Raw genomic sequence first — 12304 nt, forward strand, 5'->3', positions numbered from 1 at the left:
GGCTCGCGTGGGCGGGCACGGGGGCGATCGGCGTCTCCGTCCTGCTGACGGCCGTCATCGGCCTGCTCGGCCCGTCGCCCATGGTCCCCGCGCTGGGCGGCCCGGCCTGGCAGCCGCCGTACTCCCTGGACGTCCGCCCCGATCCGCACCTGACGGTCGCCCTCGCGGCGGCGGCGATCATCCTCGGCGGACTCGGCCTGCTGGCCGCGCTGCTCGCCCTCCGCGCGCCGCTGAAGGGCGTGCGGGTGCCGGACGGGCGGGTCCTGGTACTGCTCGGCTGCCTCGCCGCCGCGGTCCTCGCGTTCCTGCCGCCCTCGGGCTCCGGCGACCACCTCAACTACGCGGCGTACGGGCGCATGCTCACCCTGGGGGTCGATCCGTACACGCACGGGGCCGCCGACCTCCCTGGCGACGTGATCGCCGACGCGGTCGAGCGGCCGTGGCGCGAGGAGCCCAGCGTGTACGGGCCGGTCGCGACCGCGGTGCAGGCGTTCGCGAGCTGGGCCGGCGGCGACTCGCTCCGCCTGACGATCTTCGTCCTGGCGCTGGTCAACGCCGCCGCCTTCATCGTGACCGCTCTGCTCATCGACCGCTTCACCAGGCACGACGAGGCCGCCCGCCGCCGGGCCGCGCTGCTGTGGGCGGCCAACCCGCTCCTCCTCTACCACCTCGTCGCCGGCATGCACGTGGACACCCTGGCCGTGGCCTGCATGGTCGCCGCCCTCCTCGCGCGGGGCCGTCCGGTGGGCGGGGGCGTCCTGCTCGGCCTGGGCGTGGCGATCAAGGTCAACGCCGGCCTCGTCGCCCTGGGGCCGGCCTGGGAGCTGCGCCGCCGTCCCGGCCGCCTGGCCGTCATGGCGGGATGCGCCCTGGCGGTGGTGGTCGCCGGCTACGCCGTGGCGGGCACGGACGCCATCGCGCCGGTCACCCGCACCAGCAAGGCGATCTCGCACGCCACGATCTGGAAGCTCGTCCAGGGGTGGCTGCAGTCGGTCATCGGCACCGGGAGCGCCTACCGGGGCGAGATCCAGGTCGGCTCGCTCCTGCTGCTCGCGCTGCTGGCCTGGCTGCTGCTCCGGTGGGCCGCCCGCACCGGATGGGCCTGGGACACCGGGCAGGCCGTCGGGGCGGCCGGGCTCGGCGCGCCTGTCGTGGCGGCGGGGCTGGCGGTGGCGTACGTGTTCGCCTCGCCGTACGTGCTCCCCTGGTACGACGGGCTGGCCTTCGGGATGCTGGCGCTCGTGGCGGCCTCGGCGGTGGACGGGTTCCTCGTCGTCCACCTGCTGGTCCTGTCGCTCGCCTATCTGCCCGCCCGCGTGGACGGGCAGCCCGCGGACCTCGCCTGGCTCAGCGGCGTGGTCCGGCCTCAGACGGCGTGGGTGCTGCTCGCCCTGACGACCGCCCTGGCGGTGTGGGCCTGGAGAGCTGCAGGGCGCGCACACACGCCGCCAGCGTCAGCGGCACCGCCACCGTGAGCGCCATGGCCGGGATGGCGATGCCGGAGTCGTTCATCAGAAAACCGACGAACGCGCACGTCAACGCGCCGAACAGGCCGGCCCTGAGCGTGGGGGCGAGGGCGTAGACCTGCCCGAGCGCCGCGGCCCCGTACCGCGAGGGGCGGGCCAGCACCAGGAAGAGGAATGCGAGCGCGACCAGCGTGAGGAGGGTCAGTGACCAGTTCCCGACCGTGACGCCGATCATGGCGCTGAACTTGCGGCCGACGACGGTCCACGCCTGGCCGTCGATGACCTGCTGCACGAACGTCCCCAGATGCGTCCGCTGCGCCTCAGGGCGCAACCAGTCCACCACCGACAACACCCCGACGATCGCCACCCCCGCGACCCCGACCAGCAGCAGCCTGAGCACCGACACCCGCCGGCCGGAAAGGAGGATCAGGAAGACGGCCAGCCCCACCACGAACGCCGGCACCCCGCCGAAGTCCGCCCCCCAGGACGGCCACCCGTCCGCGAACACCGCGAACATCCCGGACACCGCGCAGGCCCCGACCACGAGGAGCCTGGAGACGCCCCTGCCCAGCAGCCACTGCGCGACCCCGGCCAGGCCCAGGATCGTGCCCGTGGAGTAGACGGCGAAGGCGATGTTGCTGAAGCCGTAGAAGCGGCCGCCGGTGACGGGCTCGTAGCCGGTGACGGCGTTCACCTGGAGCCTGGAGCCGGTCATGACGTCCACGAGCAGGGCCAGGGACGTCAGCGCCGCGACGACCGTCAACGGGCCGAGCACGTGAGCCCGCCAGGGGCCCGCGAACGCGGCGGCGGTGAGGAGGGCGGCGATGCCGAGGATCGTCACGATCACGGACACCATCGGCACCGGGAGGGTCCACCAGGGCACGAGCTGCGCCAGGAAGGTGGAGACGGCGATCGCGCCGCTGAGGACGGCGACGATCTGGACGGCACGGAGCAGCTTGGACGCGCTCGCATCCCCCGGCTCGCCGCCGGCCGGCGCGACGGCGGCGTCGGCTCCGGACGAGGGGGCGCTGTCGCCTCCGCGCAGGGCGGCGGTGCCGTTCCCGGGTGGCGTGGTGGTGTCGCCCCCGGCCGGGGGCGCAGTGCCGCCGTCGGCCGGGGCGGCGGGGCCGCCTTCGGCCGGACCGGCAGTGCCGCCTTCGGGCAGGGCGGCGGGGCCGCCTTCGGGGGAGGGCGCGGGCTCGCCTTCCGGTGGGGTGGTGGAGCGGCGGCGCAGGGCGAGGGCGGCCCAGGCGTAGAAGAGGAGCTGGAGGGTGACCAGGACGGTGAAGAACGGGCCGCGGACGTCCCGGAGCACCTGGCTGGCGAGGTCGGCGTCGGCGAGGCCGGACACCGTGTCGGCCGCGCTGCCGGAGGCGGGGGCGCCCGCCTGCCAGGGGCGGCCGACCACCTCGCGCGGCTGGGGCAGCCCCAGGAGCTCGATGGCGGTCGCGGTGAGGTCGGTGATGGTGACCAGGGCGTCCTGGCGGGTGGAGGCGGCGGTGAGGTGGCCGCGCGGGTACGGCTCGCCGGTCGGGGACGGGCCGGCGGCGAGGGCGACGTGGAGGTGGGCGTTCGGGGTCACGTCGGAGAGTCCGGCGACCAGGATGGTGGTGCCGGGCGGGAGCCGGTCGAGCAGGGCGGCGACCTGCCGGTCGGCCTCGGTGGCGGCGGCCTGGCGGGTGGCGGTGGGCATCGCTGTGGGGACGCCGTACTCGTCGAGGGGCCGGCGTGACCAGGCGTCGGCGAGGGCGGCGGCGTCGAGGACGACGAGGCTGTACGGGGAGAGGTCGCCGAGGGCGTCCGGGGTGGGGGCGTATTTGGCGATATTTCCGGACTTGTCGGCACCGGCGATCGCCGCGCCAGGACCGATCGCGGCGACCTTGCCTCCGGCGTCCGCCACCAGTTGGCCGAGCGTGCCGAGCCGGGCGTCGTACCCGGTGTCGGACTGGTGGGCGGCCATGGCCTGCCAGCCAGGCACGGCGGCGGCGCCGTCGCCCTGCCCCGACGGTCTAGGGGCGGCGGGGGCGGGGCAGCCCTTGCCTTCGACGCCGGCGCGCCGGCCCGCGGAGACGGTCAGCCAGCCGGCGACGGGGCAGGTGATGCCGCGGTCCGGCGGCGGCACGGCCCTGGTGGAGAGGGAGGCCGAGGAGCCCTGGGCGACGAGCTTCCAGAGGGCGGGGGTGCGGGCCGGGTCGAGGTCGCTCCACTGGAGGCCGGGCACGCCGACGAGCGCCACCCGGCCCTCCGGCGCCGTCCGCTGCGGCTGGGCGGCCGTCCCGGAGGAGGCGGAGGCGGAGGTGGCCGGGGCGAGGGTCAGGAGAGCGAGCAGGGCGGTGAGGAGGACGACGGCGACGCCGTACGGAAGGCGGGGGCGGGAGCCGGGCCGGCCTCCTGGCAGGCCGGATGCGCTCGCGTACGCCATGGATGGAACCCCCCGTGATTGCCCCTCGCACAACAACAGCCACGGTAACGTGCCACACCGTGACAAGAGGCGAGGTGCGGGTGATCCGGCGGCAGTGGTGGGCGTGGGCGATCGTGGCGCTGGCCGTCGCGGCGGCCGTCGCGCCGCTCGTGCACACGTGGCTCACGAACCCGGACGACCAGCGCCTGGTCGACCTGGACGTCTACCGTACCGGCGGGCAGATGCTGCTCGAAGGGCGCCCGGTGTACGCGGCGTACACGCCCGCGCCGCAGTTGCTGCCGTTCACGTACCCGCCGGTGGCGGCCATGCTGGCGGTCGGGCTGGCGGTGATGTCGTGGGAGACGGCCCAGTGGGTGTGGACGGCCGGGGTCTACGTGACGCTGGCGGTGACCGTCTGGTTCTCGTTCCGTCAGGTGCTGACGGGGGAGGCGGTCCGGCGGTACGCGCCGTGGGTGTTCGGGCTGCTGATGGTGGCGTGCGCGTACCTGATGCCGATCCGCGACCAGGTGCGCTTCGGGCAGGTGGACATCCTGCTGGTGGCCCTGTGCGTCGCGGACTGCCTGGCGAAGCGTCCCTGGTGGCCGCGCGGCTTCCTGATCGGGCTGGCGACGGCGGTCAAGCTGACGCCGGGCGTGTTCCTGATCTACCTGCTGGTCACCCGGCAGTGGCGGACGTTCTGGATGGCGTCGTTCGTCACGGCGGTGCTCACGCTGCTGCCGTTCGCCGTGATCCCGCAGGACGCGGCCGACTTCTGGTTCTCGGCGCTGCTCGACCCCGAGCGGCTGGGCGCGAACGCGGCCACCACGAACCAGTCGATGCGCGGCATGCTGATCCGCCTCTACATGAACGACACCGTCGAGTCGGCGATCTGGCTGGTGCTCGTCGCCGTGGTCGGCTGGTTCGGCTTCCGGGGGGCGAGGGACGCCTACCGGGCGGGTGACCCGCTCGCCGCCGTGGCGCTCGTCGGCCTGATGGCCGTGCTGCTCTCGCCGGTCGCCTGGATCCACCACCTGGCCTGGATCGTCGTGGTGCTCGGGGCGATCGTGGGCGACGGCCGCGACCCGGTGCGGCGCGGGGTGGCGGGCGGGGTGTGGCTGTACTACGTGGTGCCGGTCCCGTGGTGGGGGGTGGCGCTGATCGCGGCCGGCATCCCGGGGGTGAGCCTGGTGCTGGGGAAGATCGTCCAGAACGGGTTCGGGCTGGGGGCGCTGGTCCTGGTGTGGTTGCTGGTGTCGTGGTTGCCGAAACGCCGTCAGCTCGCTTGACCGAACCGTTACCCTCGGTCACGTGCTCGTTACCACATGGGTGATCGTGGGCGTCGTCGCCGGGGTCAGCGGCGTGCTGATCGGCCGGCTGTCGCTCCGGCAGGCCAGGGCCGCCGTGGAGGACTGCCGGCGGATGCTGGCCAGGCAGAGCGTCGAGGGCAGGGGCGATCTCAAGGCCATCAGGGACGTCGCGGTCTGCCGGTACGACGCGCTGTCCGAGATGAGCGGGCGGCTGTCGTTCTCGGTGGCGATGATCAACGGGCTGGGCGACGGGATCGTGCTGACCTCGATCAACGGGCAGAGCGAGACCCGCACGTACGTGCGGCCCGTGGTGGGCGGCAAGGGCGAGCAGCCGCTGTCGCCGGAGGAGGAAGAGGCGGTGCGGGCCGCCCGGCTGGGGCTCGGGCCGCTGGTGCCGTGCCGCTCGGCGGGCCGGCCGTGACCGGAGGGCCGGCCCCGAGGTTCGGTGGACGAAACGGGCGCGGACCCTGGCGACCTGCGGATACCCTGGACGCATGCCCAGACTCGCCTACCTCGGGCCCGAGGGTACGTTCACCGAAGAGGCCCTGAGCCTCCTCGACCCCACGGCCGAGCGGCTGCCCTGCGCCAACGTGAGCGCGGCGCTCAACGCGGCCCGCGCCGGCGAGGCCGACGGAGCCGTGGTCCCGCTGGAGAACTCCATCGAGGGCGCGATCACCACCACCCTCGACGAGTTCGCCTGGGGCGAGCCGCTGCTGATCACGGCCGAGCTGCTGCTGCCGGTGCGCTTCTCGCTGCTGGCCAGGCCCGGCACCGAGATCCCGCACATCAAGCGCCTCTACACGCACCCGGCGGCGATCACGCAGTGCCGGGGCTACATCGCGCGCGAGCTGCCCGACGCGGTCGTGGTGGCCGCGCCCTCGACGGCGGCCGCGGCGCAGGAGGTCTCGCTGCCCGGCTCCCCCTACGACGCCGCGATCGCCCCCCGCATCGCGGGCGAGTACTACGGGCTGAGCGAGCTGGCCGGCGGCATCGGCGACCGGTCCGACACGGTGACCAGGTTCGTCAAGGTCAACCGCCCCGGCGGGCCGCTGCCGGAGCCGACCGGCTCGGACCGTACGACGCTGGTGGTCTTCCTGGCCGACGACCACCCGGGCGCGCTGCTGGCGATGCTGACCGAGTTCTCGGTGCGCGGCGTCAACCTCACGCGCATCGAGTCGCGGCCGACCGGCGACGGCATCGGACGCTACTTCTTCCACTTCGACTTCGAGGGGCACATCGGCGACGCCCGGGTCGGCGAGGCCATCGCCGGGCTGCACCGCATCTGCGGCGAGGTGCGCTTCCTCGGCAGCTACCCGCGGGCCGACGGCATGGCGCCGCAGATCAGGCGGGGCACCTCCGACGAGGAGTTCAGCGAGGCGGGCGAGTGGCTGGCCCGCGTCCGCGCCGGCCAGGTCTGACGGAGATCCACCGGCGGCGGTAATCCGGGGGCGGGACGGCGTCCGGCGCCGGTAGCCTTTCCTTGTGATTGACCTGCGTACCCTTCGTGAGGATCCCGACCGGCTACGGGCTTCGCAGCGTGCCCGCGGCGAGGACGACTCCGTCGTCGACACGCTGCTCGACCTGGACGAGCGGCGCCGTTCCGCGCTGACCTCGTTCGAGTCCCTGCGCGCCGAGCAGAAGAGCATGGGCAAGTCGGTCTCCAAGGCGCAGGGCGAGGAGAAGGCGGCGCTGCTGCAGCGCGCCAAGGACCTCGCGAGCCAGGTCAAGGCGGCCGAGTCGGAGGCCGAGAAGCTCGGCGCCGAGCTCGACGAGCTGGTGCAGAGCGTGCCCAACATCGTCGAGGAGGGCGCGCCCGCCGGCGGCGAGGACGACTACGTCGTGCTGGAGACGGTGGGGCAGCCGCGCGCGTTCGACTTCACGCCGAAGGACCACCTGGAGCTGGGCGAGGCGCTCGACGCTATCGACATGGAGCGGGGCGCCAAGGTGTCCGGCTCGCGGTTCTTCTTCCTCAAGGGCCTCGGCGCGCGGCTGCAGCTCGGGCTGCTCAACATGGCGATGCAGCAGGCGATCGAGGCCGGGTTCACGCCGATGATCACGCCGGTGCTCGTCAAGCCGGAGACCATGGCGGGCACGGGCTTCCACGTCGCCCACGACAAGGAGATCTACCGGCTGCCCGAGGACGACCTCTACCTCGTCGGCACGTCGGAGGTCTCGCTGGCCGGCTACCACGCCCAGGAGATCATCGACGCGGGCGCGCTGCCGCTGCGCTACGCGGGCTGGTCGTCGTGCTTCCGGCGCGAGGCCGGCTCCTACGGCAAGGACACCCGCGGCATCATCCGCGTCCACCAGTTCGACAAGGTGGAGATGTTCTCGTACGTGCGGCCGGAGGACGCCCACGAGGAGCACCTGCGCCTGCTCGCCTGGGAGAAGGAGATGCTGGCCAAGATCGAGGTCCCCTACCGGGTGATCGACACGGCGGCGGGCGACCTCGGCATGTCGGCGGCGCGCAAGTTCGACTGCGAGGCGTGGATCCCGACCCAGGGCCGCTACCGCGAGCTGACCTCGACCTCCAACTGCACGGAGTTCCAGGCGCGCAGGCTCGCCGCCCGCTTCCGCGACAAGGACGGCAAGCCGCGCCACCTGGCCACGCTCAACGGCACGCTCGCCACCACCCGGTGGATCGTGGCGATCCTGGAGAACCACCAGCAGGCCGACGGCTCGGTGGTGGTGCCCGAGGCGCTGCGCCCGTACGTGGGGCTCGACGTCCTCAGGCCCGCCGGGCGCTGAGCGCGCGGCGCCCGCGGCCTCTACAGGTCCGCGGGCGCCTTCGTGGCGTCCTTCCTGATGAGCGCCAGGTCCACGGCCAGCACCAGGGAGGTCAGCAGCGCGGCCACCGCGACCGCGGCCCAGTACGACCCGAAGGTCCCGTCGGCCCAGCCCTCGAAGGGCAGGTAGGCGGCCAGGTAGACCAGCGGCGCGCTGAGCACCCCGACGGCCACGGGCGCCGGTCGCGCCCGCCCCGCGATCAGCAGGACGGTGCCCACGAGGAAGCCCGACGGGACCATGACGACCGCGAGGAGCGCGAGCAGCGCCTGGATTCCCTCCGGGGCGGGCGTCATCCCGTCCACGACGGACGGGATGCCCGCGAACGCGAAGCCCAGGAAGCTCAGGCAGGCCGCCGCCGCCATGGCCAGATAACCGCGGTGATAGCGGCGCAGCCCGGCTCCCGCGGCCCCGAACAGCACGCAGCCCGCCAGGAACACCGCGGTGATCCCCTCCGGGTAGAGGTCCGTCGCGCGCTCCGGCTCGCCGGGCCGGCCGAGCCGACGCCAGGTGCCCGCCTCGTCGCGGAGCAGGATGCCCTCGGCGCCGTTGGCGACGACCACCACGTGCCCGCCGCGCCAGCCCCGCACGGCGAGGCTGTGGGAGCGCGGGAGGCGGTCGCCGTACTGCCGGACGAGCCGGTCGCGGTCGTCGCGGGGCGGCGTCCATGACAGGCGCCAGGTGTCGCCGCCGTCGTCGGACTGCTCGACCCCCAACCGGCCCGGCGCGACGCGGTAGCAGCGGGTGGCCTGGTAGGGGACGCACGCGGCCGTCGCCGGCCGCCTGCGCGGCCCGTCGGACGGCTCCTCGTCGGCCCAGATCCAGGTGTCGCCCTTGTCCTCCGAGGTCCACTCGGACCAGTCGTCGGTCCGGACGGTGATGCGCTCGCCGCGCACCTCGACGGAGACGGCCTCGGACGTGGCCTGGGGGGCGGCGCCGCTGGCCGCGACCGCGAGCAGGGCCAGCGGCGCGGTCAGCAGGACGCGCAGGCGGGGCGAGGAGGGGGCGGCGAGGCTGCGGCGGCGTACCCACCAGGCGAGCGCGAGCGCCGGCAGGGCCAGCAGGTCCGTGGGATCGGCGAGGACGCGCGAAGGCCCGGCCACGAGGGTCCAGACATGGGAGGCGGCCTCAGCGCCCGTCTCCGTCGTTTTCACGAGCGCGAAGAGCACTCCTGTGACCGCCGTGGCGGCCAGGTCGGCCCGGCGCAGGAAGAGGAGGGCCAGCAGCGGGGGCCCCACGAGCAGACCGGCCACGTCGCTGAGCTTGCCCGTCACGAACCCGGGCCAGGCATGCTTGAGCAGGTGGTCGTTGACCAGGAGCACGATCACCCCGGCGACGGTCACGGGATGACATAACCACGCGTACCTCATGTAGAGATCGACGGCCCGCGCGGCCCTGGTGTTCGGCGGGCGGCCCAGCCGTGACCAACCCGACACATGCGAAAGCCGGGGTCCGCTGGACGCGAACCCCGGCCTCTACTTGCTAACTGACAGGTCAGATGGAGCGGACCTGGGAGGCCTGCGGCCCCTTCTGGCCCTGCGTGATCTCGAACTCGACCCGCTGGCCGTCTTCGAGGCTGCGGTAGCCACTGCCGACGATCTCGGAGAAGTGCACGAACACGTCCGGCGCACCGCCGTCCGGGGCGATGAAGCCGAAGCCCTTCTCAGCGTTGAACCACTTGACGGTTCCCTGAGCCATAAAAGCTCTCCCTCAGGATGTGAATCTATGGGACCCACACCTCGTGGGTCCCGGTGTGTCGTACAGCAGGCACCCGGGGTGGCTCAGACAATGTCATGCTGGTTTTCACTACGGGATCAGCTAATACAACGCCATCACATCTAACACCATTCTGGCGCGTCGGTGTTCCGTCCGATCGAAGATTTCTGTCAGACGGCATCACCGGGCAAACTGGAACCTGTTATGCACAGCGACCGCACACCCCGCCTTGTGGCCACCGACCTGGACGGCACCGCCCTCCGCCGGGACGGAACCGTGTCTCCCCGGACTGTGGCGGCCTTCACGCGCGTCGAGGACTCCGGCGCCGTGCTCATGTTCGTGACCGGCCGGCCGCCCCGGTGGATGAGGGGCGTGGCGAGTGCGGTACGTCACCATGGGCTCGCGATCTGTGCGAATGGGGCCCTGATCTACGATCTGCATACCGAGCGGATAGTGGAATCTCACCTCATCGAGGTGGACGTCCTGGAGGAAGTCGTCGCTCAGCTAAGAGCGAACGTGTCGGATCTCGTATTTTCGGTCGAGTATGAAGCCGGTTTTGCGCATGAGTCCGATTTCCTGCTCGGCGGCCTCGACCGGGTGGCGGGCGCGGCGCGGCAGGCCGGCTCCATGACCGGCCGCCCCTGCGCCAAGCTGCTGGCCCTGCACCCGCACATGGGCGCCGACGAGCTGCACGCCATGGTGCACGAGCTCGTCGGCCATCTGGTGACGGCCACCCACTCCAGCCGCCGCGGGCTCATCGAGATGAGCGCGCAGGGTGTGACCAAGGCCACGGCGCTGGCGGCGTTCGCCACGGAGCAGGGCATCGAGGCGGGCGAGGTGGTCGCGTTCGGGGACATGCCGAACGACCTGCCCATGCTGAGCTGGGCAGGCACGTCGTACGCGGTCGCGAACGCCCATCCCGACGTGCTGGCGGCGGTCGACCACGTGACCGCGGCCAACGACGAGGACGGCGTCGCGCAGGTGCTGGAGAAGCTGTTCTGACCCTCGGGCGAGGGCCAGGGAACGGCTACCAAGATACGGGCCAGCGCTCCGGCCCTTCAGGCTGGGGAGCGCGTCAAAGGTAGGGCCCGGAACCTCCGTGGGGGCGGCCGGACTCGTCCATCGCCTGCGGCACGCCGGGCAACGCCCTGCGCATCTGCTCAAGCTGCGCACGGGCCGCCATCTGCTGCGCGAACAGCGTGGTCTGGATGCCGTGGAACAGCCCTTCCAGCCAGCCGACGAGCTGGGCGTGCGCGATGCGCAGCTCGGCCTCGCTCGGCGGGACGCCGTTGTCGTCCGTGAACGGCAGGGACAACCGCTCAAGCTCCTCCACCAGCTCCGGCGCCAGGCCGTCCTCCAGCTCCTTGATCGAGGAGGCGTGGATGTCCTTCAGCCGCTTGCGGCTGGCCTCGTCGAGAGGAGCCGCGCGCACCTCCTCGAGAAGCTGGCGGATCATGCTGCCGATGCGCATCACCTTCGCCGGCTGCTCGACCAACTGGGTGACGGAACGGTCCTCTTCGCTGTTATCGCCCTGACCTCCCTGGAAGTCGGGGCCCACCACCACGATGTGAGGGGTGTTGTTGTCCTCAGCATTCATACTCTCACCGTACTAGCAGGATCTTGCCGACGTGCTCCCCGGAATCCAACATACGGTGCGCCTCGGCAGCGTCGGACATGGGGACTTCCGCGTACACGACCGGACGCACCGCACCCGCCGTGACCAGCGGCCACACGTTCTCGACCACGCTGCGGACGATCGCGCCCTTCTCGTCCACCGGCCGGGAGCGCAGCGTGGTGGCGTGCACCGAGGCGCGCTTGGCCATGAGGACGCCGAGGTTGATCTCGGCCTTGCTGCCGCCCTGGAGCGCGATGATCACCAGCCGGCCGCCGGTGCGCAGGACCTTGAGGTTCCCCGCGAGGTATTTCGCCCCGATGATGTCGAGGACGACGTCGGCCTGGACCTTCTGGGCGAAGTCCTCCTCGCGGTAGTTGACGACCTCGTCCGCGCCGAGCCTGCGCACCTGCTCGGCCTTCTCCGCGCTGCCGACGGTGGCGACCACGCGGGAGCCGAGCACCTTGGCGAGCTGGACGGCGAACGTGCCGATGCCGCTGGCCCCGCCGTGCACCAGCAGCGTCTCGCCCCTGCGCAGCCGGGCCAGCATGAAGACGTTGGACCAGACCGTGCAGGCGACCTCGGGCAGCCCCGCGGCCTCCTTGAGCGGCACGCCCTCGGGCGCCGGCATGACCTGCTGCCACGGCACCGCTACGCGCTCAGCGTAACCACCGCCGCCGAGCAGCGCGCACACCTCGTCGCCTGGCTTGAACTGCTCGACGTCCGCGCCGACCTCGGCGACCACGCCAGAGACCTCCAGCCCCGGGTACGGCGGCGCCCCGGGCGGCGGGTCGTAGCGGCCGCCCCGCTGCAGGACGTCGGCACGGTTGAGCGCCGAGGCGACGACGTCGATGAGGACGTCCCCGCGCCCGACCGCCGGGTCGGGCACCTCACGCCACTCCAGCACCTCCGGCCCGCCGGGCCGGGTGATCTCAATGGCTCGCATGCGATCCACGGTAGCCGGGCAAAGAAGTTGTGGGTTGGCGGGCTGGACCCGTTGCCGGCGCGTTAATCTGCA

10 protein-coding genes and 1 pseudogene are annotated in these 12304 nt (G+C 72.7%); 6 read left to right on the plus strand and 5 right to left on the minus strand.

The window, feature by feature from the left end; translation table 11 throughout:
* Positions 1-80 precede the first annotated feature (80 nt).
* Positions 81-1031: pseudogene (gene mptB / locus Nocox_RS42680) on the plus strand (polyprenol phosphomannose-dependent alpha 1,6 mannosyltransferase MptB); the annotation flags it as partial.
* Positions 1032-1347: 316 nt separating this feature from the next.
* On the opposite strand, the gene Nocox_RS42685 reads toward mptB, so the two are convergent.
* Positions 1348-3888: a hypothetical protein gene (locus tag Nocox_RS42685; protein WP_020542372.1), complete on the minus strand. Its 2541-nt coding sequence runs from the start codon at positions 3886-3888 to the stop codon at positions 1348-1350.
* A 59-nt stretch (positions 3889-3947) separates the two neighbouring features.
* Here Nocox_RS42685 and Nocox_RS00705 point away from each other — a divergent pair, with 59 nt between their 5' ends.
* The 4 genes from Nocox_RS00705 to serS all read left to right on the plus strand — a co-directional run bounded on the left by Nocox_RS00705 (position 3948) and on the right by serS (position 7922).
* On the plus strand, positions 3948-5153 hold the full coding sequence (locus Nocox_RS00705) for a glycosyltransferase 87 family protein (protein WP_246649710.1): 1206 nt from the start codon (positions 3948-3950) through the stop codon (positions 5151-5153).
* Between the two features lie 22 nt (positions 5154-5175).
* On the plus strand, positions 5176-5595 hold the full coding sequence (locus Nocox_RS00710; RefSeq protein ID WP_026214161.1) for a DUF4446 family protein: 420 nt from the start codon (positions 5176-5178) through the stop codon (positions 5593-5595).
* A 73-nt stretch (positions 5596-5668) separates the two neighbouring features.
* Positions 5669-6592: a prephenate dehydratase gene (pheA, locus tag Nocox_RS00715; protein ID WP_020542375.1), complete on the plus strand. Its 924-nt coding sequence runs from the start codon at positions 5669-5671 to the stop codon at positions 6590-6592.
* Positions 6593-6656: 64 nt separating this feature from the next.
* Complete coding sequence (serS, locus tag Nocox_RS00720; protein WP_020542376.1) at positions 6657-7922, plus strand: serine--tRNA ligase; 1266 nt, start codon at positions 6657-6659, stop codon at positions 7920-7922.
* A 20-nt stretch (positions 7923-7942) separates the two neighbouring features.
* Here the strand turns inward: serS and Nocox_RS00725 are convergent, their stop codons facing one another.
* A complete protein-coding gene (locus Nocox_RS00725; protein ID WP_020542377.1) occupies positions 7943-9301 on the minus strand; it encodes a hypothetical protein in 1359 nt (452 codons plus the stop codon).
* Positions 9302-9452: 151 nt separating this feature from the next.
* On the minus strand, positions 9453-9656 hold the full coding sequence (locus Nocox_RS00730) for a cold-shock protein (protein ID WP_020542378.1): 204 nt from the start codon (positions 9654-9656) through the stop codon (positions 9453-9455).
* Positions 9657-9905: 249 nt separating this feature from the next.
* Here Nocox_RS00730 and Nocox_RS00735 point away from each other — a divergent pair, with 249 nt between their 5' ends.
* On the plus strand, positions 9906-10676 hold the full coding sequence (locus Nocox_RS00735) for a Cof-type HAD-IIB family hydrolase (protein ID WP_246649711.1): 771 nt from the start codon (positions 9906-9908) through the stop codon (positions 10674-10676).
* A 73-nt stretch (positions 10677-10749) separates the two neighbouring features.
* Here the strand turns inward: Nocox_RS00735 and Nocox_RS00740 are convergent, their stop codons facing one another.
* Both Nocox_RS00740 and Nocox_RS00745 read right to left on the minus strand, forming a co-directional pair.
* Positions 10750-11271 (minus strand): bacterial proteasome activator family protein, encoded by a 522-nt coding sequence (locus tag Nocox_RS00740; RefSeq protein WP_020542380.1) that lies wholly within the window; start codon positions 11269-11271, stop codon positions 10750-10752.
* A gap of 4 nt (positions 11272-11275) precedes the next feature.
* Positions 11276-12232 carry an NAD(P)H-quinone oxidoreductase gene (locus Nocox_RS00745; RefSeq protein WP_020542381.1) on the minus strand — a complete coding sequence of 319 codons (957 nt, stop codon included), beginning with the start codon at positions 12230-12232 and terminating at the stop codon, positions 11276-11278.
* Positions 12233-12304: the final 72 nt, after the last annotated feature.

The sequence above is a fragment of the Nonomuraea coxensis DSM 45129 genome, from assembly GCF_019397265.1.
In the GTDB taxonomy this organism is placed as follows: domain Bacteria; phylum Actinomycetota; class Actinomycetes; order Streptosporangiales; family Streptosporangiaceae; genus Nonomuraea; species Nonomuraea coxensis.

Coding starts and splice junctions, on each gene's coding strand:
- Nocox_RS42685 (WP_020542372.1), bottom strand. CDS start 3,888: ATGGCGTACGCGAGCGCATCCGGCCTGCCAGGAGGCCGGCCCGGCTCC.
- pheA (WP_020542375.1), top strand. CDS start 5,669: ATGCCCAGACTCGCCTACCTCGGGCCCGAGGGTACGTTCACCGAAGAG.
- Nocox_RS00730 (WP_020542378.1), bottom strand. CDS start 9,656: ATGGCTCAGGGAACCGTCAAGTGGTTCAACGCTGAGAAGGGCTTCGGC.
- Nocox_RS00740 (WP_020542380.1), bottom strand. CDS start 11,271: ATGAATGCTGAGGACAACAACACCCCTCACATCGTGGTGGTGGGCCCC.
- Nocox_RS00745 (WP_020542381.1), bottom strand. CDS start 12,232: ATGCGAGCCATTGAGATCACCCGGCCCGGCGGGCCGGAGGTGCTGGAG.